We start from the raw sequence: 15,832 nt of genomic DNA on the forward strand, positions 1-15,832 counted from the left end.
AGAGATTAGCGATCGGTCGATCAAGTTTCCGGTGTGTAGACGATCCCGTATTTGCGAAGCAGGTCGATACCTTCATCGGATGCCTCCTTACTGCCCCATGGTCCACCGCAGCACTCCGGATCGCCGCAGCTATTATCGGTTTCATACTCGACGATGTCGCTGATCGCGTGCTGGATCATCTGCAATTGATTAAGGTCAACCGAAATCATTCATCACCTATCGCAACGCCATCGGCCTTCATTACCGCACGAAGCGCTTCCTCGATCATTTGGTTGAATGTGATGTCGCGCGCATGCGCGCGCTTCGCGACAGCGAGGAACAGATCGTCATCGAAGTCGGAGAACTCCATCACGACGCGCGGATCATAATGAAGCCCGTTGAGCATAGCCACCGTCTTATCGAAAATGTCATCTAAGCTATCGGTGACGTAATAATCGGCATCTTCCCCGAAACCTCGTTCGATAGCTTCAGCCTTATACTTGGCTGCGTATGCCGGGTTACACCAACGATAGCCCTTGTACTCCCCACTCTCCTGTGTGACGGACACTTCATACACTTCTTGGGTAACTGCATCAAAAATACACGACGCAGTCGCCACATTGGGTTTATGGCTATCGAGATAGCGGGCATTGGGGCCATAGCATGACCAACAAAATTCGCTTCCTTCGGTAATTTTGTAGTCAATCGCTTTGAGAAAATGTGTAAGTTTTTCCATGCCAGCATGGTAGCTCTCGCGATCGGTGGCGTTCAATTTAATTCGTATAAATATCCAATGCGTAACTACATCGATCTCATCAATGAATTTCAGGCACAGGATGTCGAAAAAATGCTCAGCACCGGCGGTGGCGGTAAACCCCCTGTCCCACCCGAAGACGATGACGATCCGTGGGACGATGATGGTGAGGGTGGCGGTGGCGGAGAACCGCGTGACCCCACATATGACAATGGCGGGCTGAGTGCGCCCGATGATTTCACAGCGGCCTATTTCGAAGCCATGCTGTGGACAGAGGAAGATTCCGTCCAGAGTGAGGGCTGGAACTGCTATCTCTCCAGCATCCACGCCTCCGCCTTCCAACAGAGCATAGAGGACTGCCACCAGTTCCAGATCGAAAACGCCAATCTGCTGGAAGAGGCTTATGACCACGGTTATGGCGGTCCCTCTCAGGCTGGGCATGATTTCTGGCTGACCCGCAACCGCCATGGCGCAGGTTTTTGGGACCGCCCCAATCTGCCTGACGATTTGGGCAAACGCCTGACCAATGCCGCTCATGCATTTGGTGAAGTGTATGTCAGCGCTGATGAAGCTACTGGCGCTCTTTACGTAGGGTGATCATGCGCGGCTGGATTAACATGTGCGAGGATATCGCGACGAACAACGCCGAACACCTGCTGGTATGGGCCAAGGCGAATGTCCCACATGGTATCAACTTCGAGGCGATCGTATTGGATGAAGACACGATTGGCATCCAATGGATCGAGCGCGAGACGGCCGAGCGTGGCGTCGCCTATGCTTTCCTTGAAGCCCTCTGTCAGCGCGCCGACGAACTATCGATCTGGATCAATCTGGGCGTCCAGCACGAGGAGGACGATGATGAAAGCGACTTCGATGATGAGGATGGCGAGGACGAACATGAAGTGCCGGACTACGATCAGGAGGAACGGCGGGACCACAATGACCTGATCCGCTACTATGCCGGGTTGGGTTTCGAGGAAACCGAAGACGATGGTGAATTTACCAATATGTCACGAACGCCGGAGGACTGATGTTCAACATTTTTCCTCCGCTCGCGCCACGCATGGCAGGTGGGATAGTATATCAGCCATCACCCTCGGCTGACTTATACAGCCAAAACATCGCGGACAATGCCTACCGACCAGAGCGCCATTTCGGGTGGGATATGACGCTTGCGTTGGACGCAGTGCGCAACCCTCAGATGATGGACTTGGAATACATGGCCACGTCAGGCGATCTTAGCGGCTTCATCGGCGGCACGGAGGTATATGCCTGTAAAGGAGGCCATGATCCTTACGCCGTTGCCAGAGCCTGCTGTGAACCCGATCCTATGGCTTTCTACATGTCAAATGACATGGAGGCCGATGCCAATCATGGCCGTGAGCCGGAGTTTATCGTGGGTGATCTCCGCATCCACGTCGACCCCCAATATGGGGAGGACGCATACTTCGATCACCCACGGTTCCGCAAAATGCTAGGCGTTCAGATCAACCCATCCTGACGAGACCGCCCGTCGGGCGCAGCAGGAGAGGAATGCACAGGTTCTGCGGAGCATCCTCGTCGGGGATGATCACCCAAATGTAGTCGGCCGCAGGACCTGACATGCCGGGGAATTTGCCTTCATTGTCTGCGATGATCTGCGCGCGTTGCAATGTGTCCGAAAAGACCTCGAAGACGGCATCGGTAAGAATACCACGCCCCTCATAGCCCCATTTACCCGACGGTTTGAACGCGTAGAAACTCGCGTTGAAGCCATCGCCATGTGCGCCCGTCGGGCGTTCCGGTTGCTCGCCCATCATCAGAAGGATGGCCTGATCCCTAGCTTTCTGTTGGAAATCATCCAATGCGGCTATCATTTTCCGTAGGAATGACGGGAAATTGGAGCGCCATGGCTCTTCATCGCGCACCCCACAGCCGTCCCAGATCGGATAGGCCACATCCTCAGCCACGATACTGACTGAAATTTTGGCGCACCCGTAATGCAAATGTAACTGCACAAATGGGAATAAATCCGTCACCTTTGAAAGAAATTCATGATTTTGCAGATCACGGATGAGCGCCTCGCTCTCCCGACATTTCGTGAATTTGGCCACCGGCTTCACCTCCATCAAATCGCTGTTTCAAGTGCAGCGATCTGACAGGTTGGTCTTCACCAACTCAATATTATTTTGCAGCCATATGATCGACCCAAATTTTCCGAACCGGGGAATGGCATCAGTCAAGAGGGCGGTTCATCTTTGACGTAAAGCTTACTCATATCGATGTGCGTATCCCACAGATCGTCGAGTTGGTCATCCCGCCAGACCAATCTGAGTTCGCATCCATAATGCGCGGATAGCCATTCGCTGATATCCCGGTTGTAATCACCGAGATAAGCAGCCGTAGTGAGTGGATTGTTGACCATAACGTCGGCCATCTCACGATGCTGATCGCAAACGGCCCTATACCAATATTTTGCCATATGGTGACCCTACCCTTTTGAACCATATTTCTGCAATTTTGTATTTGACCCAACAAATCATAAAAGGTAGTAATACGGTATTGGAGAACGTAATGCGAAACTGCTTCAGAATGATCGATGGAACGCTTGACCGGGTCTATTTGCGGACCTGCGCGATCTATCACCTGCTCAAGCATCATCGCATCGACAAAGAGCAGGCGAAGGAATTGGCAGCACGCCGTTTCCGCAACCTGCCCTTCCGTCCCGTTCCCGTGAACTATCTCAATAGCACGATCGAAATCTGGGCGCGCGGCCCTATCAAGGACATGCTGCCATGAGCTACAGCACCGCCCAAGGGCAAAAGCGAATGATGGCCGAATCCATGGGATTGCCTAGCGATACCTATACCCGAACCATCGATGTCAATCGCGTGGGCGACCACGGCGCTGATCCAGTCGGTGACGGCACATTCCGCATGGTTCCAAGCGGGGATATCGTGGATTTCGACGAACGAAACCGCCGTCTCGCAAAGGATTTTATCGCATGATCACCATCGACATCGAAACCGAAATCACCCTGACGCTGGTCGAGCACACGTTGCGCAACATTCCGGGCAACGAAAAACTCAAGGCCTATGATGTCACCTACAGGGGCGAGAAGATCGGCGAGATCGAACAGTTCTTCCCGACCTTCGAGCGCAGCCCTGAAGGCTCGCGCATCGTCAGCAAGCGCTGGAAATCGAAGCGGGCACGCTGGGCACCACATAGCCCTCATATTCGCAACGGCTATCGCTCCTTTCAGGAGACCCGCAAAGCTGCGGTGCAATCGGTCGTGTCGGCTTATCTCCGAGCCGCGAACAACGCAGGCGATGCATAATGACTGACGCCGAAATAGATGAGCATGTGAGGGATGGCTTTGCCAACGCTAGGGATAACGAATATTCGTTCTCCAATGCGGAGGAATTAGCACGGGATATGGCCACCTGTCATCCTGTGCTGGAAGCCGTGGAGCCCGAGGACATTCTCGCCTCGATCATCCGCCTTGGCCTGTTCATCACCACGGGAGACGCCTGATGGGCAAGCGCATCGAAATGGACGGTAAATTCTATCGCAAGCGGCGCGGAAAGATCATCCAGATACCCGATGAATGGGTAGGGCGTGCCCCGACCACCCAGACGATCCGCCAGCGCGACAGCAAGCTGGAAGGGAGCGTGAAACGGGTGGTCAAGGACGCCGGTGGGGTGAACCGCTACAAGGACCGCCGGGATGAACTGCGGGCGAGCGAAGAGTGATGGCTCGGATCACCTATGAGCAGGCCTATGCCGACCACAGCTATCTGTGGACCACCTATGGTCCCGCCCATGATATGACGGGCGGCTATGTCGATCAGGATGATCTGGCAAAATTGCTGGCGTCGCCTTCCAAGGCGACGGCACGCAAGCTTCTCTGCCGTCAGATCGATTATTGGTTTGAGGTTGGTCCCGACACTTCAACGAATTCCGTCGATCTAAACGACCCGATACTGCGCGAAATTTATGAGCGGTATGAGATTGAGTGGAATACGATCGGGCTATAGCGGCCGGAATTTGTCTCCGGGCGGTCAACTTATTTTACCTGCCAATCGCTCCTTTCGGCGAACCGCACGTCCCTTATTATTACGATTTAGCGATCCGAAATTCTCTGTAAGTGAATGACAGTTCGGGCATATCACCCTGAGATTACCGGGTGAATGATCAATACAGTCACCATTGATATGATCAATGTGTAACGGGCATTTCCCAGTTGTGGGATGAATAGCACCCCAACCACACAATGTGCATTTGTTTCCAGCTTCATGAATAAGCGCGGCCCGAAGCGCGTGACTAACATGGAGATCACATCCACCACGCACTTTGCCGTCACGCCACTCGGCGAGAAGTTTACGCCTAGAACTGTCCTGCTGGCACTCTTTTGAGCAAAATTTCCCTGCGCGAGCCAGCACCATGTCACAGCCTGAGCATCTATATTTCGCGGCCTCGTAAATGGCTGTCGATCTCTTGCGATTATTGAACGCCGCAGAACACGAGGAAGAGCAAAATTTTTTTCGCCTGTCTTGTTCATATGGAATTACTGAAGTGCATTCCGGACACAGTCGAGGATTTATCGCGTAAACCTCTCTATTTCTTGCGGATATGGCATTGCACGCCGCTACTGCTGCTGGGCTACCACCGCCTTTCTTTCCGACATTTTTTAGATGTTGCAAAAACAATGGATCACGAGATGATCCATATTCTTCCTCATATGAAGCTACAGTATGGCCATGTTTCTTTAGATGAATACCGGGGATTTGATTTTTACAAGACAATCCACAAATCTTGCATTCGATCATGCTGAACATGATCTATTTATCATTTGGGGTAACTGCTGTTACTCGAAGCAGAAAACTTGGGGCGACTGATGGGGATCGAACCCACGGCTGACAGAGGACCACAACCTCCCGCTCTACCACTGAGCTACAGCCGCCACATGTTAAGGCAGCAAAACTGCCTTTTTGCGATGATGATGGTGCAACGGGCTGGATTTGAACCAGCGTGCCTTTCAGACCTGATTTACAGTCAGGCGGTTTCAACCACTCACCCACCGTTGCATCAACATCATCGCAGTAACTGACATATCATCTGCAATTCGGCTTTAAGCCTGATATGTCATCAATATTTGGTCCGTTGGGTAGGATTCGAACCTACGTGTGGTGCGGGCACCATTCGGGTCTACAGCCCGACGCCATCAACCTCTCGGCCACCAACGGACATAACAACAAACACAAAAGACCATCGTCCTTGCGAAGCTGGGAGAATCTAGATTTTGGGAGATGAACCCGTCTCTGGGCCTTCCGATCATCCTTTTCGTCCCACCTCAGCGGGACGCAACACTACGCCCCGTCAGATGACGATGGTATAGTGATAGGAATGATGGACCTGCGTGTTCATAGTGAGGTATTTATACTGGGACGCCATTTCGCGTGTCAACAATTAAAATTCAGTTTTTTCGATCTCATCGGCATTATTCCTTGTCCCCCACACGAATTCCATGATAGCCCGACCTCCTCATTTGATTTCACATATTTGAGGAAGTGATTATGCACCCATTCAATCTCGAAAAAGTCGAACTGACCAAGCCGGGTCAGGCTTTCAATCTGGAAAAGCCCGAAGGCGATTTCGACGCCGTCGTCATCAACCTGAACTGGAACCGCGCTGTGGCCACTCCGGAGAAGAAGGGCTTCTTCGGCAAGTTGTTCGGCGGCAACACCCCCGTATCTTCGTCGGACATCGATCTCGATCTGGGCGTCCTCTACGAACTCAAGGACGGCTCCAAGGGCGTCGTTCAGGCGCTGGGCAACAGCTTCGGCAGCTACAAGAGCGCGCCCTATATCGAACTCGATGGCGACGACCGCACCGGCGAAAGCGCCGACGGCGAGACGATCCGCATCAACGGCGCAAACTGGAGCAAGATCAAGCGCATCGCCGTTTATGCGTTCATCTACGAAGGCGCGCCGAACTGGGACCACACCGATGGCGTCGTCACCATCACGACCACGGATGCCGCGCCCATCGAAGTGCGCATGACCGGCGGTCGGAACGATCGCCCCCTGTGTGGCATCGTCACGCTGACCAATGACAACGGCAAGATTGCCGTCCGTCGTGAGGTCCAATATTATTCGGATCAGGGCGCGCTGGACAAGGCGCACAACTGGGGTATGCGCTGGGTTGCAGGCCGGAAGTAATGACGTTCAACGGCTCTCTAGCCACCGAACGGCATGTCAAGCGAGGGTGGTTTCGCCCTCGCTTGATATTGCAGGTCAGGGACACCCCTTTCCTTCCGTGGCGCAACGCGACAGAGCGCGACATCGAGCTACGCGATCAGCGTTCCTTCCAAGCGTTTCGCCGACGCCATCAACCCGATTATAAGGTTCCGGCGGGAACTCGTGTCAAAATCAAGAAAACGGCGGGTTTCTCTGCGGGAGCCGAGGGCACGGTCGCTTTTCAGGAGCCTTGCGGAGGGATCGTCTGGGTAGTTCGCGACAGGGCAGGCTCTCCATGCTATTTCTTTCTCGATGAGTTGATCATCGAGGGAGAGAGCCCCTTCGCTGAATTTTACTGCGACCGCATCAGCAATCGGCATGATCGAGATTCAATCAGCAACCGCCGATGCCGCTTCGACGATGAATGAAAGAAAAAAGGGCGGAGTGCTACTCCGCCCTTCGATCGTTTCCTACCTTCGCACTGTCACCGGACGACGAGACTGCCAGCAGCACGTTGACCCGTTATCAACCTATGATCTTATACCATCTGTCCGAATTGATAACAGGCAGGAAGGACAATCGGTGCCTAGATCGCAATGGAACCTAAAGGACGCTGACAGTCTCTACCCCTTTGTTCTACCCACCAACCCCAATGCCGCGCAATATTAATCGACGTCAGAGTGAGCGCTTGAAAAACATATGATTGGCGATCTGCTTAATCGCCTTCAGGCCTTTGGACCATACCGGCTGGACGCCAGTGGTGTGGTAGTAGAGTGCTCCGCCCGTGGGGTCGGTGGAACGTCCCTCGACGATGTCAGCCGCGATTTTCTTCGCTTCGGTCCAGCGCTGATATTCCAGCATAGCTGACTTCAACTGCTTGAGACGTGCCGGGATCGCCGCCACTTCATCACGCGCCTGCGGCGTCATTTTCTTCAGATCGGCTGGGCGGATCATCGACGCCTTGGAATGAAGGTCATCATATTCGCTTTTGAATTTGATATACTGATCCTTCAGTCCCTGCATGTTTGCGAGCTTCGCGCGGTTGGGGTCGCCGGGGTTCCAGCAGGAAAATTGCTTGCGCTTGAGCGCCACACCCTGAATACCAGTCCCGAATGACTTTGGACGCTCCGCCAGCGCGCGGTTCTTGATCACATGACCTACCGCATTCATACCGGCCTTGCCATGGCTACGCGCCTCACCCCAGATTGTCATTGCGAGGATGAGGATATCCTTGCGACTGGCTTTGATCGCCTGATTGCTATCTCGGATATGGGTGGCAACCTGAGCGGTTTTCTCACCCGTGTCAGGATCGACCTGCACTTGAGGGCGCGCGGCCTGTGATTGGCCAGTTTCCATGCCATCGCGCTGGACCTCTAGTTCATATCCAAGCTCATTCGCCGTCTTCTCCAGATCGATCTGGAATTGGACCGGGTCGTTGGGGTTCTTCCCATAGTTATCGAGAGCTTGATACCCACCCGTGGCAGCAGCGGCCATGAGGCCAGCCCCGGCTGCATAGTTGGTCATCGTTTTCTTGATCGAAGCGAGGTCCTCGTCGATCTGTTTCCCAAAAATATCTTCTGCGCGCATTCCATATTTATGCGAAAAAGCGTTTGTCCAACTTCACAAATGGTAGTAGACGCAATCTATGGATTATCAACGCATCGAACACACCCTCCGTGAACGCTATGAACAGACCGGCGACGTCCGGGCACTCAAGGTCGCCCGGCGCATAAGTCGTCTGCTAAGTAAGCGCGGGCGGCGTGCTCGCAAAGCTACGATGTCACGGTCGGCTAATTCACCATCCTCGCTCAAATCCAATGCAGCATTCGCGCAGATCACTCATCTGGCGGATGCGATGTCCGCCGGGAAGACCATTGTCGCATTTGATGCGGAATGGCCATATCATGGCGACCCGCGTCTGGTCCATGAAGTAGGTCTTGCCATTTGGCGACCGTCTGGCATCACCATCCAGAACATCATTCTGAAGCGCCACGGCAAAGTGTTGCGCAAGGATCGCTTCCCCGGCGGCAGCACTGTGATGACCGACGACGAAATCGCAGCGTATCTCGCTGAACTGTGGGGTGAAACCGCGATCTTGCTCGGTCATAACCTATCGGAAGATTTCCGGCAGATGAAACGGATCGGTGCCGACATCGGCCACAAGCATTATTTCGACACGGTGAAGTGGTCGAAGCTCGCCTTCCCTGACGCGCCCGCACACCGCCTATCCGCTATGGCCCAGTCCTGCGTCGTTCCGGCCCGTCGCGCACATATTGCGGGCAATGATGCCGCTATGGTGATGGACTGCGCCATCGTCATCATCGAACGTATGCGTGAGGCCTACGACCGGATGTCGACGTCGACCAAGCCTTCACTGAACGCCTGAACATTCAATATGCTGTAAGCCCCATTGACTGCGTCGCGCATGGAGTCAGTGGGGTTTTGCACGCGCATGGCACGCAGCGCTCGCTTCACCTCTGCAACAGAATGATCCTTGGCGCTCTCACACACGCGGGCCGCCTGCCGCAGACAGTTTGAAAGCTCGACCTGATACCCGTCACTTTGCTGTTGGTAGCGCACCGTTGATGCGGTTTTTACGCGCGTCGCATTTTCATGAAGAATGAGCGCCACCCGTCGGATGATCTTACGGTGCAACGAGTGGTTCAGCAAAATGGTCTCCATCTAATGCGGTGTATGACAATCAACTAGCACCCCATTGCCAATATTGCAATTTTGAAGGTCGCTTCACTAGCGTCTCCATATTCGATGGAGACATTAGTGGAAATTTTCAGGTCCAATATTGATGCCAGTGTGAATTTCGTTGAGCGAACCATGGACGATGGCGCGTTCGAAGCCAGATATGTTCGGCGTTCCGATGATTACTTCATTGCCTATCTGAGCAGCCATACCGGTTGCAACAAGGCTTGTCGTTTTTGTCATCTCACCGCCACTGGTCAGACCATGATGCGCGAGGCGACGATCGCTGAGTATGCAGAGCAGGCCCGGAAGGTCATAGCCCACTATTACAGCCTCAATGCGCCAGCCGAGCGGGTCAATTTCAACTTCATGGCGCGGGGTGAGCCTCTGACGAACCGCCATCTCACCACCCAATGGGCACGGCTGGAACAGCAATTATGTGGGCTGGCGTGGTTCTGGGGGGTCAAACAGACCAAGTTCAACGTGAGCACAATCATGCCCAAGGAGACGATCGATTTCGATCTCGTGGACGTTTTCGGCCGCAGTGAACTGGTTGTGCCCTATTACAGCCTCTACAGCCTCAAAGAGCGCTTCAGGAAGCGTTGGCTACCAAAAGCCATCGATCCCCGCCTAGCGCTGCGGAAACTAGCTGACTGGCAACAGGCGAGCGGACAGGACGTCGCGCTGCACTGGGCCTTCATCGAGGGCGAGAATGATGACGAGGAAACCCTTGAAGAAATCGTGGCTGCGGTGCGCGCGGTAGACCTCCGAGCCAAATTCAATCTCGTCCGCTACAACCCCTACAGCGAACGTCAGGGGAAAGAACCATCTGAGGAAATCATCGAGCGCAATTTCCGGTTCATCGCCGATGCGCTAGATCATCCGGGAAGCCGAATTGTCCCACGGGTAGGCAAGGATGTGAACGCAAGCTGCGGCATGTTCATCGAGTAATTTGAGAGAGAAATTCCATGGTATTTGTCACTTCAATTGAAACCGCCATCCAGTTTATCGCCGAAGAAAATGATCGGTTAAAGGAACGACTGGAAGGCGAATTACCGCGTCCCAAGCCGATCGAGGATTATAAGGCCATCCTCGGCAGCGCCATCTTCCAGCAGAAGCTCCATTATATCGAAAATAATGGCATTACATCCGAACGTTTCCAAGACGTTCATGCGCGGATCGATACCCATGAGAAACTGCGAACGCGCCGCGAGGCCATCATCCGCCTCCTCGACTATGAAAAGGCGAAAGCTGATGAAATCTCCGCGCGAAACCAAATCGTGATCGAGCACAACAAGACTGTGGTAGCCAAGATTACCGATCTCATGACCGCTATGGGAATTTCGCCAACCTACTCGACTACCGAGTATAAGCGCGGCAAGGCGGTAGCGCAAAAGCACTCAGCCGGATACACACAGGACATTGCACGGCACATCAAGACGATCGACGGATTTTCTGCCGTAGTCGCGCAGATCAACAACGTCCGCCGCACTCTCGACGAATGGGCGCGAACCAAACATCACGAACTGGATCAGCAGATCGCTGCTAAGAAACTGGCCGATAGGGAACAGGCGCAAATGCACTTCCTTGCGACTATGCGCGTGCGATACGGCCTCGACTATGACGCCAGCGATGATGAAGTGCTCAATGCGATCGTTGGCTCGGACAAATATCTGCGGCTGGCGCACCTCATGCAACAGTGCCGGATCAATGGTGGGAAAAGCTTCGCTGAGCATGGTATCGACACGTTTGAAGTGTCATCCGACATCGATAGGGAAATCTCTGCCGACGTTCGACATGCGATCGCACGGTGGGAAGGCGATGGTCGGATTTTCCGTGACGGGAAGTGGGGATACGAAGCCGTTTTCACCCTCGCGGCAGAGCAGTCACTTGCCGATTATAACGCCTTCGTCGATCTGTATCCGCGATTTTAAGCGTCGACGCTTGAATTGACGGGCACAGGCTCAAGGCCGGGGAAACGACGCGTAAAAACCTCATTGAAGGCAAGCGCGTCGTCCATCATCAGATAGAGAGAGCCCGACTGGTAGAACGATTCCCGTTCCCAGTCGCTCTCATTTCGCAGCCTGTTAAAATCATCGCACACGATAAACGGATTGTAATCCCGGCCGCCAAGCGCGCGGCAAACGTCGGCGTGTCCGCCGTCGATCGAATCCCACAGATAGAAATGACCGTCATTCATCACCATGCCGCGCATGATGTTGAGCGGTGCCTGAGAGACGAACTGTGTGACCTCGTTTTTCGTCGGATCACGACGGACCCAAACCTCGACGCCACGAACGTCAACTACTTCAACCCGTGCTTCGAGCAACGGTTCTGCTACAATGTCGATGAACTCACGCATGTGAGTATTTATCTGTTAGCGATGTGGCTCTTACCCAACGGCCTTGAGCAACCGAAGATATGCTGGGACTATCCGCACGTCGTAATCACTCGGTCGCAGCAGTTTGAGCCCACTGCTGTCCATCTCGAAAGTGGTGATGTCATAACCGTCGAGGTCCGGGTAGAGATGATGAATGACATCATCGTGGGTAGCATCCCAACCGTCCCATACGAGCACAGTAGACGTCCGATAGGCAAGGCCTCGAAGATACCAGCGGCCGTCTTCTCTAGTAGCACGCTCGATCAAAGTTGTGATCTGGGAAGAACTGGGATTGCTGATAACGATCATATCCTCGCCATCACTTCGATAACGAGGCCCTAGTGAAATCGCCTTACCTTCTGCAATGATATCCCTGTATCGCATCTTTCTCCTTGGCGGCCCGACGAGGCTTCGAACCTCGCTACCCTTCACTCCTGCTTCCCCTGCCCGGATGCTTTGTGGAGTGACGCACCTTCTCCTATAATGCTGCTTGGCCGCTATTATTTATCTCGCGAGAAACACCGCGTAGAAAGTCGTGTCAGTCCACGGATCGGACCCGTAAGTCCAATCCGTCATCAGCGGCCGTGCGCCATATTTCGCGGACCAATCGGAAATCATTTCCTCTTCGAGGCTGTCGATCCCATCATAACGACCGGTCGTCAGCCCCTCTTCATAATCGGCCCAACACTCGTCAGTGAAGCCTTCGAACGCAACACGGTATGACCCGATGATCTCATCGCCAACCTCATCAGTCGCCAGATTACCTACAAAATCAGTTATCTCGTCGATGTTACTCACCGGCATGACATCTCGGTCTTCGCCCAGAAGTCCATCCACCATATTGATCCAAATACGCATGCCGTATTTATGCTACCCTTGAACGATCACCAGCTTACCGTCCTTGTCGAAAACATGGGTCTTCCCGTTGATGATGCGGCACTCCGATCCATTGTCCCAATAGGCTTCCATCGAAGCCTTGAGTTCTTCCCGAAACGTTTGGTCGGCCTCTGCGCGCCAGCGAACTCCGGAGAAGAATTCATCGTCCAACCCGGCAGCATCGCACGCGGATTCGCCAAGATACTTCCGGCGCAGGTCAGCCAAATCCGGCGTCCCCATCTGCGCGATCGGTTCACGCGGTTCGAATATCGCCTTCGTATCTTCGACAAACTTACGAGTCTGCGCGATCGCCTCGTCGGTGAAATCGTGCCAGTTCGGATATCCCTTGGTGCCGATGAAAAACGGATCGACGAAACCGGCGTCACGGCAGCGCTGAACGGCTGCTTCATCAATAGACGACATAGGGATCACTCCTTTCAAGTTCCACCGGGGCGGGATTGTGATGTTCGGGGCAACGTTTCGGCTTCCCTTCGGCGTCGAGAATGGTCCACCCAGACACCAATCCAGAATCCGTAGCGATACTGCGGCCGACAAACCGGACCATATTGCCGTCAACGCACCATACCGATGACCGGCGCATCATAACGCCCAGATCGTCATCGAACGATGCCTTCCGCTCGGCTTCAGACCGGCAACCCGACGCGAGAAGTGCAAGCACGACAATAGCAAAGCGCTTCATTGCGGAACCTCCTCATACTCTGGTTGCGTGGCTCTGGCCCTCTTCACACATTTCTTGGGAGTTCCATCATCGTTGAGGACCGGCCATGCTGTAAAAGCAGATGCATTCCCACCCACGTAATAAATGACGAACCGAACCTGATTACCGTCCGAACATTCTACGCTCGATTTTTGCAGCAGATGTTGCGCGTCGCGGTGCGCTTCTTCAGCGGCATCTGCCGCCCGCTGCTGCGGAGTTTGGCCCGTGTCACAGCCCGCAAGCAGCATCGGGAGCATCATCAAATACCACTTCAAATCTTCGTTTCCTCATATACGCGCGCAATCGCGCTTTTCATCTTCTCCCAGCGTTCATCGAACGCCGCATCGAATTCAGCCACCAGTTCATCGATACGCTCCGTGCGATACTGGACGTGGAGACGGTTGCGCTCATCCATCCGGTTCTTGATCATCCGTTCGCCCGACGCTTCGTAGGACAGAAGCCCACTGGCGATGATATCGGCGATCACCGCGTTCCGGCTCTTTCCGGTAGAAAAGGCAATGTCGCGGATGACAGCGTCCTGCTCGGCGGTCAGATCGACGTAACGTGTTACGGTTTGAACTTTATCCATACAAATTATCTAACACTTGTGGTGACCCGGAATGAATAAATATATTCATGAATGAAATTTTGTGTATTTCGTGCGATTGCTTGAAACCAGACCGCGACTTCAAAGATGCTTACGGCAGACTTCCTAAAATCCAACGTTGTCGCGATTGTCTAGATGAGAAAAGAAAGGCCGCGATGGAGTATCATCGCGGCGAAAACCTTGATAAACTTAAAATATGCACAGAATGCAAAGAGGACAAACCACTACATGACTACCCACGATCGAAGTCCAGTAGCGGAATATATTATCCAAAAACACGTTGTAACGCCTGCTTTTCATCCCATCGAAAGCCGAAGCGCATACGATATATCGATGCTGAAAAGGCCCGATCGCAACGAGAAAAATGGGAGCGTAAGCACAAACCCGCATCTCACATAGTGAAGGCATCGAGAGCGTCCGATGCCCGATTTTCACGAGAAAATGATATGGACGTTAAATTCGTAGAAAGCCTGATAGCAAATGGCTGCGCTTACTGTGGTGACACTTCATTACGAATGACTATTGATCGAATAGACAATAAGGTCGGGCATATACGATCTAATGTTCATCCTGCATGTTACCAATGTAACATGATAAAACGAGACATGCCATATAACGCTTGGATATTCCTAAAAGACACCATAAAGCAAGCGAAAGAACTTGGCTTGTTTGAGGATTGGCTGACGATCCCATTCAGGGGTTCTCGGAGAAAAGGCATTTGGGAGGATCAAACATAACGGCCTACCGGCCGCGCCGTCTGCTCACCCACCATCAGGCCACGAAGGTCGTTGAGATGATCCTCCGTCCAAACGCCAGTAGGGCGCAACCGTGCCACGAGATCGTCCCACGAAAGGATCATGTCGATCTCACGGCCGATCGTCTCGATGTGATATTCGTCCTTTGCGATACGGGTAATCATTTCTTGTCCTTGAACTTGACCGAGAGACTGTGGCGAAGATTTTCGGCCTCCCTGCAAAGCTGGAGGGAACGAAGGTGGGCTTGGTTACGCTCAGCGGCAATCGATATCTGATGACGCCGTTTCAGCTTGCACCAAGGATGAGCAGTCTCAAACTTGCCAGTTTCAGGCGGATAAACAGTGAAGATCACAGTTGGGTCTTCATCCTGTTTGGGGAAGTCGGGGTACCGCCGAAGTTCAAAGCTGTTTGCTTTCATGTTCCTGTTCAGGAAATATACGCTACCCATGTCGTGGAAACGCCAACCCCAATAGCGAATGCCATTCGGGTCTTCGGCCTCTTCGCGCTCGCCGCCTCGGTTCTGCGGCGGCTTCACCCATTCCAGAGGCGCTTCCATGAATAACGCATCCTTGGTCGACACGAGCTTGATCAACAGATTGGTGAACTCATCACGCTTTCGCGCGATTCCATCGATCTCTTCCTGAGACAGAACCGGACCGGTTTCGGGGCGCATATCCTCGTAGCTTTCCAAAAGCTCCTGCGCCCGCGCCGCCGCGTCTTCTGGGGTATCCCCAATGAGACAGAACCTTGGATTGCTGTCGCGCACGGCAAAGAACTGACCGTCGTCGCTCTTCTCAATACTGAACAAGGATGTGGTCTTCTCGATCTTCATATCTAGGTCTCAAATCT

The 15,832-nt window shown here is 53.4% G+C and carries 30 protein-coding genes and 3 tRNA genes; 14 read left to right on the forward strand and 19 right to left on the reverse strand.

Going from position 1 to position 15,832, the window contains the following annotated elements:
- Positions 1-20 precede the first annotated feature (20 nt).
- Entirely contained in the window at positions 21-209 is a 189-nt protein-coding gene (locus AC0KVN_RS03100) for a hypothetical protein (RefSeq protein ID WP_483655667.1), read from the reverse strand.
- A complete protein-coding gene (locus AC0KVN_RS03105; RefSeq protein WP_483655668.1) occupies positions 206-751 on the reverse strand; it encodes a hypothetical protein in 546 nt (181 codons plus the stop codon). Before AC0KVN_RS03105 ends, AC0KVN_RS03100 begins: the two co-directional genes overlap by 4 nt.
- Positions 752-772: 21 nt before the next feature.
- On the opposite strand from AC0KVN_RS03105, the gene AC0KVN_RS03110 reads away from it, so the two are divergent.
- Genes AC0KVN_RS03110 through AC0KVN_RS03120 form a run of 3 tightly spaced genes read left to right on the forward strand, consistent with a single transcriptional unit; the run spans position 773 to position 2,234 of the window.
- A complete protein-coding gene (locus AC0KVN_RS03110) occupies positions 773-1,330 on the forward strand; it encodes a hypothetical protein (RefSeq protein ID WP_483655669.1) in 558 nt (185 codons plus the stop codon).
- A gap of 2 nt (positions 1,331-1,332) precedes the next feature.
- On the forward strand, positions 1,333-1,764 hold the full coding sequence (locus AC0KVN_RS03115; RefSeq protein ID WP_483655670.1) for a hypothetical protein: 432 nt from the start codon (positions 1,333-1,335) through the stop codon (positions 1,762-1,764).
- The gene (locus tag AC0KVN_RS03120) at positions 1,764-2,234 is read left to right on the forward strand and encodes a hypothetical protein (protein WP_483655671.1); all 471 of its coding nucleotides are present in this window, start codon (positions 1,764-1,766) and stop codon (positions 2,232-2,234) included. The genes AC0KVN_RS03115 and AC0KVN_RS03120 overlap by 1 nt, the downstream gene beginning before the upstream one ends.
- On the opposite strand, the gene AC0KVN_RS03125 is transcribed toward AC0KVN_RS03120, so the two are convergent.
- Both AC0KVN_RS03125 and AC0KVN_RS03130 read right to left on the reverse strand, forming a co-directional pair.
- Complete coding sequence (locus tag AC0KVN_RS03125) at positions 2,221-2,826, reverse strand: hypothetical protein (protein ID WP_483655672.1); 606 nt, start codon at positions 2,824-2,826, stop codon at positions 2,221-2,223. The genes AC0KVN_RS03120 and AC0KVN_RS03125 overlap by 14 nt on opposite strands.
- A 125-nt stretch (positions 2,827-2,951) precedes the next feature.
- Positions 2,952-3,194, reverse strand: coding sequence for a hypothetical protein (locus AC0KVN_RS03130; protein WP_483655673.1), 243 nt, complete (start codon positions 3,192-3,194; stop codon positions 2,952-2,954).
- Between the two features lie 110 nt (positions 3,195-3,304).
- Here AC0KVN_RS03130 and AC0KVN_RS03135 point away from each other — a divergent pair, with 110 nt between their 5' ends.
- Genes AC0KVN_RS03135 through AC0KVN_RS03160 form a run of 6 tightly spaced genes read left to right on the forward strand, consistent with a single transcriptional unit; the run spans position 3,305 to position 4,748 of the window.
- The gene (locus AC0KVN_RS03135; protein WP_483655674.1) at positions 3,305-3,511 is read left to right on the forward strand and encodes a hypothetical protein; all 207 of its coding nucleotides are present in this window, start codon (positions 3,305-3,307) and stop codon (positions 3,509-3,511) included.
- The gene (locus AC0KVN_RS03140; RefSeq protein WP_483655675.1) at positions 3,508-3,720 is read left to right on the forward strand and encodes a hypothetical protein; all 213 of its coding nucleotides are present in this window, start codon (positions 3,508-3,510) and stop codon (positions 3,718-3,720) included. The genes AC0KVN_RS03135 and AC0KVN_RS03140 overlap by 4 nt, the downstream gene beginning before the upstream one ends.
- Positions 3,717-4,049 carry a hypothetical protein gene (locus tag AC0KVN_RS03145; RefSeq protein WP_483655676.1) on the forward strand — a complete coding sequence of 111 codons (333 nt, stop codon included), beginning with the start codon at positions 3,717-3,719 and terminating at the stop codon, positions 4,047-4,049. Before AC0KVN_RS03140 ends, AC0KVN_RS03145 begins: the two co-directional genes overlap by 4 nt.
- A complete protein-coding gene (locus tag AC0KVN_RS03150; protein ID WP_483655677.1) occupies positions 4,049-4,246 on the forward strand; it encodes a hypothetical protein in 198 nt (65 codons plus the stop codon). The genes AC0KVN_RS03145 and AC0KVN_RS03150 overlap by 1 nt, the downstream gene beginning before the upstream one ends.
- On the forward strand, positions 4,246-4,464 hold the full coding sequence (locus AC0KVN_RS03155; protein ID WP_483655678.1) for a hypothetical protein: 219 nt from the start codon (positions 4,246-4,248) through the stop codon (positions 4,462-4,464). Before AC0KVN_RS03150 ends, AC0KVN_RS03155 begins: the two co-directional genes overlap by 1 nt.
- The gene (locus tag AC0KVN_RS03160; RefSeq protein ID WP_483655679.1) at positions 4,464-4,748 is read left to right on the forward strand and encodes a hypothetical protein; all 285 of its coding nucleotides are present in this window, start codon (positions 4,464-4,466) and stop codon (positions 4,746-4,748) included. Before AC0KVN_RS03155 ends, AC0KVN_RS03160 begins: the two co-directional genes overlap by 1 nt.
- A 24-nt stretch (positions 4,749-4,772) precedes the next feature.
- Here AC0KVN_RS03160 and AC0KVN_RS03165 read toward each other — a convergent pair whose 3' ends face one another.
- The 4 genes from AC0KVN_RS03165 to AC0KVN_RS03180 all read right to left on the reverse strand — a co-directional run bounded on the left by AC0KVN_RS03165 (position 4,773) and on the right by AC0KVN_RS03180 (position 5,957).
- A complete protein-coding gene (locus AC0KVN_RS03165) occupies positions 4,773-5,549 on the reverse strand; it encodes a hypothetical protein (RefSeq protein WP_483655680.1) in 777 nt (258 codons plus the stop codon).
- 48 nt (positions 5,550-5,597) lie between these two features.
- A tRNA-His gene (locus tag AC0KVN_RS03170) sits at positions 5,598-5,674 on the reverse strand.
- Positions 5,675-5,714: 40 nt separating this feature from the next.
- Positions 5,715-5,798, reverse strand: a tRNA-Tyr gene (locus AC0KVN_RS03175).
- A gap of 69 nt (positions 5,799-5,867) precedes the next feature.
- A tRNA-Tyr gene (locus tag AC0KVN_RS03180) sits at positions 5,868-5,957 on the reverse strand.
- A 330-nt stretch (positions 5,958-6,287) separates the two neighbouring features.
- Between AC0KVN_RS03180 and AC0KVN_RS03185 the strand changes: the two genes are divergently transcribed.
- Positions 6,288-6,932 (forward strand): TerD family protein, encoded by a 645-nt coding sequence (locus tag AC0KVN_RS03185; protein WP_483655681.1) that lies wholly within the window; start codon positions 6,288-6,290, stop codon positions 6,930-6,932.
- The gene (locus AC0KVN_RS03190; RefSeq protein WP_483655682.1) at positions 6,932-7,378 is read left to right on the forward strand and encodes a hypothetical protein; all 447 of its coding nucleotides are present in this window, start codon (positions 6,932-6,934) and stop codon (positions 7,376-7,378) included. The genes AC0KVN_RS03185 and AC0KVN_RS03190 overlap by 1 nt, the downstream gene beginning before the upstream one ends.
- Positions 7,379-7,625: 247 nt before the next feature.
- Here AC0KVN_RS03190 and AC0KVN_RS03195 read toward each other — a convergent pair whose 3' ends face one another.
- Positions 7,626-8,537 carry a cell wall hydrolase gene (locus AC0KVN_RS03195; protein ID WP_483655683.1) on the reverse strand — a complete coding sequence of 304 codons (912 nt, stop codon included), beginning with the start codon at positions 8,535-8,537 and terminating at the stop codon, positions 7,626-7,628.
- A gap of 58 nt (positions 8,538-8,595) precedes the next feature.
- On the opposite strand from AC0KVN_RS03195, the gene AC0KVN_RS03200 reads away from it, so the two are divergent.
- Entirely contained in the window at positions 8,596-9,336 is a 741-nt protein-coding gene (locus AC0KVN_RS03200; RefSeq protein WP_483655684.1) for a PolC-type DNA polymerase III domain-containing protein, read from the forward strand.
- On the opposite strand, the gene AC0KVN_RS03205 is transcribed toward AC0KVN_RS03200, so the two are convergent.
- Positions 9,291-9,632, reverse strand: a complete 342-nt coding sequence (locus AC0KVN_RS03205; RefSeq protein ID WP_483655685.1) for a hypothetical protein — start codon at positions 9,630-9,632, stop codon at positions 9,291-9,293. The genes AC0KVN_RS03200 and AC0KVN_RS03205 overlap by 46 nt on opposite strands.
- A gap of 96 nt (positions 9,633-9,728) precedes the next feature.
- Here AC0KVN_RS03205 and AC0KVN_RS03210 point away from each other — a divergent pair, with 96 nt between their 5' ends.
- Both AC0KVN_RS03210 and AC0KVN_RS03215 read left to right on the forward strand, forming a co-directional pair.
- On the forward strand, positions 9,729-10,598 hold the full coding sequence (locus AC0KVN_RS03210; protein WP_483655686.1) for a radical SAM protein: 870 nt from the start codon (positions 9,729-9,731) through the stop codon (positions 10,596-10,598).
- Positions 10,599-10,615: 17 nt separating this feature from the next.
- Complete coding sequence (locus tag AC0KVN_RS03215) at positions 10,616-11,581, forward strand: hypothetical protein (RefSeq protein ID WP_483655687.1); 966 nt, start codon at positions 10,616-10,618, stop codon at positions 11,579-11,581.
- Here AC0KVN_RS03215 and AC0KVN_RS03220 read toward each other — a convergent pair.
- The 9 genes from AC0KVN_RS03220 to AC0KVN_RS03260 all read right to left on the reverse strand — a co-directional run bounded on the left by AC0KVN_RS03220 (position 11,578) and on the right by AC0KVN_RS03260 (position 15,815).
- Entirely contained in the window at positions 11,578-12,009 is a 432-nt protein-coding gene (locus AC0KVN_RS03220) for a hypothetical protein (protein ID WP_483655688.1), read from the reverse strand. The genes AC0KVN_RS03215 and AC0KVN_RS03220 overlap by 4 nt on opposite strands.
- 30 nt (positions 12,010-12,039) lie before the next feature.
- Positions 12,040-12,411: a hypothetical protein gene (locus tag AC0KVN_RS03225; RefSeq protein ID WP_483655689.1), complete on the reverse strand. Its 372-nt coding sequence runs from the start codon at positions 12,409-12,411 to the stop codon at positions 12,040-12,042.
- A 120-nt stretch (positions 12,412-12,531) separates the two neighbouring features.
- Positions 12,532-12,885, reverse strand: a complete 354-nt coding sequence (locus AC0KVN_RS03230) for a hypothetical protein (protein ID WP_483655690.1) — start codon at positions 12,883-12,885, stop codon at positions 12,532-12,534.
- Positions 12,886-12,897: 12 nt separating this feature from the next.
- Positions 12,898-13,326, reverse strand: coding sequence for a hypothetical protein (locus AC0KVN_RS03235; protein ID WP_483655691.1), 429 nt, complete (start codon positions 13,324-13,326; stop codon positions 12,898-12,900).
- Entirely contained in the window at positions 13,313-13,603 is a 291-nt protein-coding gene (locus tag AC0KVN_RS03240) for a hypothetical protein (protein ID WP_483655692.1), read from the reverse strand. Before AC0KVN_RS03240 ends, AC0KVN_RS03235 begins: the two co-directional genes overlap by 14 nt.
- Entirely contained in the window at positions 13,600-13,896 is a 297-nt protein-coding gene (locus AC0KVN_RS03245; RefSeq protein WP_483655693.1) for a hypothetical protein, read from the reverse strand. The genes AC0KVN_RS03240 and AC0KVN_RS03245 overlap by 4 nt, the downstream gene beginning before the upstream one ends.
- Positions 13,893-14,210 carry a hypothetical protein gene (locus AC0KVN_RS03250; protein WP_483655694.1) on the reverse strand — a complete coding sequence of 106 codons (318 nt, stop codon included), beginning with the start codon at positions 14,208-14,210 and terminating at the stop codon, positions 13,893-13,895. Before AC0KVN_RS03250 ends, AC0KVN_RS03245 begins: the two co-directional genes overlap by 4 nt.
- 745 nt (positions 14,211-14,955) lie before the next feature.
- Positions 14,956-15,147: a hypothetical protein gene (locus AC0KVN_RS03255; protein ID WP_483655695.1), complete on the reverse strand. Its 192-nt coding sequence runs from the start codon at positions 15,145-15,147 to the stop codon at positions 14,956-14,958.
- Positions 15,144-15,815, reverse strand: a complete 672-nt coding sequence (locus AC0KVN_RS03260) for a hypothetical protein (protein ID WP_483655696.1) — start codon at positions 15,813-15,815, stop codon at positions 15,144-15,146. Before AC0KVN_RS03260 ends, AC0KVN_RS03255 begins: the two co-directional genes overlap by 4 nt.
- Positions 15,816-15,832: the final 17 nt, after the last annotated feature.

Source organism: Sphingobium sp. SG1 (assembly GCF_057063145.1).

Bases quoted from the DNA above. Each gene is read 5' to 3' on its own strand.
- AC0KVN_RS03100 (WP_483655667.1), bottom strand. From the start codon at position 209: ATGATTTCGGTTGACCTTAATCAATTGCAGATGATCCAGCACGCGATC.
- AC0KVN_RS03110 (WP_483655669.1), top strand. From the start codon at position 773: ATGCGTAACTACATCGATCTCATCAATGAATTTCAGGCACAGGATGTC.
- AC0KVN_RS03115 (WP_483655670.1), top strand. From the start codon at position 1,333: ATGCGCGGCTGGATTAACATGTGCGAGGATATCGCGACGAACAACGCC.
- AC0KVN_RS03120 (WP_483655671.1), top strand. From the start codon at position 1,764: ATGTTCAACATTTTTCCTCCGCTCGCGCCACGCATGGCAGGTGGGATA.
- AC0KVN_RS03130 (WP_483655673.1), bottom strand. From the start codon at position 3,194: ATGGCAAAATATTGGTATAGGGCCGTTTGCGATCAGCATCGTGAGATG.
- AC0KVN_RS03135 (WP_483655674.1), top strand. From the start codon at position 3,305: ATGATCGATGGAACGCTTGACCGGGTCTATTTGCGGACCTGCGCGATC.
- AC0KVN_RS03140 (WP_483655675.1), top strand. From the start codon at position 3,508: ATGAGCTACAGCACCGCCCAAGGGCAAAAGCGAATGATGGCCGAATCC.
- AC0KVN_RS03145 (WP_483655676.1), top strand. From the start codon at position 3,717: ATGATCACCATCGACATCGAAACCGAAATCACCCTGACGCTGGTCGAG.
- AC0KVN_RS03150 (WP_483655677.1), top strand. From the start codon at position 4,049: ATGACTGACGCCGAAATAGATGAGCATGTGAGGGATGGCTTTGCCAAC.
- AC0KVN_RS03155 (WP_483655678.1), top strand. From the start codon at position 4,246: ATGGGCAAGCGCATCGAAATGGACGGTAAATTCTATCGCAAGCGGCGC.
- AC0KVN_RS03160 (WP_483655679.1), top strand. From the start codon at position 4,464: ATGGCTCGGATCACCTATGAGCAGGCCTATGCCGACCACAGCTATCTG.
- AC0KVN_RS03165 (WP_483655680.1), bottom strand. From the start codon at position 5,549: ATGTTCAGCATGATCGAATGCAAGATTTGTGGATTGTCTTGTAAAAAT.
- AC0KVN_RS03185 (WP_483655681.1), top strand. From the start codon at position 6,288: ATGCACCCATTCAATCTCGAAAAAGTCGAACTGACCAAGCCGGGTCAG.
- AC0KVN_RS03190 (WP_483655682.1), top strand. From the start codon at position 6,932: ATGACGTTCAACGGCTCTCTAGCCACCGAACGGCATGTCAAGCGAGGG.
- AC0KVN_RS03195 (WP_483655683.1), bottom strand. From the start codon at position 8,537: ATGCGCGCAGAAGATATTTTTGGGAAACAGATCGACGAGGACCTCGCT.
- AC0KVN_RS03200 (WP_483655684.1), top strand. From the start codon at position 8,596: ATGGATTATCAACGCATCGAACACACCCTCCGTGAACGCTATGAACAG.
- AC0KVN_RS03205 (WP_483655685.1), bottom strand. From the start codon at position 9,632: ATGGAGACCATTTTGCTGAACCACTCGTTGCACCGTAAGATCATCCGA.
- AC0KVN_RS03215 (WP_483655687.1), top strand. From the start codon at position 10,616: ATGGTATTTGTCACTTCAATTGAAACCGCCATCCAGTTTATCGCCGAA.
- AC0KVN_RS03220 (WP_483655688.1), bottom strand. From the start codon at position 12,009: ATGCGTGAGTTCATCGACATTGTAGCAGAACCGTTGCTCGAAGCACGG.
- AC0KVN_RS03225 (WP_483655689.1), bottom strand. From the start codon at position 12,411: ATGCGATACAGGGATATCATTGCAGAAGGTAAGGCGATTTCACTAGGG.
- AC0KVN_RS03230 (WP_483655690.1), bottom strand. From the start codon at position 12,885: ATGCGTATTTGGATCAATATGGTGGATGGACTTCTGGGCGAAGACCGA.
- AC0KVN_RS03235 (WP_483655691.1), bottom strand. From the start codon at position 13,326: ATGTCGTCTATTGATGAAGCAGCCGTTCAGCGCTGCCGTGACGCCGGT.
- AC0KVN_RS03240 (WP_483655692.1), bottom strand. From the start codon at position 13,603: ATGAAGCGCTTTGCTATTGTCGTGCTTGCACTTCTCGCGTCGGGTTGC.
- AC0KVN_RS03250 (WP_483655694.1), bottom strand. From the start codon at position 14,210: ATGGATAAAGTTCAAACCGTAACACGTTACGTCGATCTGACCGCCGAG.
- AC0KVN_RS03255 (WP_483655695.1), bottom strand. From the start codon at position 15,147: ATGATTACCCGTATCGCAAAGGACGAATATCACATCGAGACGATCGGC.
- AC0KVN_RS03260 (WP_483655696.1), bottom strand. From the start codon at position 15,815: ATGAAGATCGAGAAGACCACATCCTTGTTCAGTATTGAGAAGAGCGAC.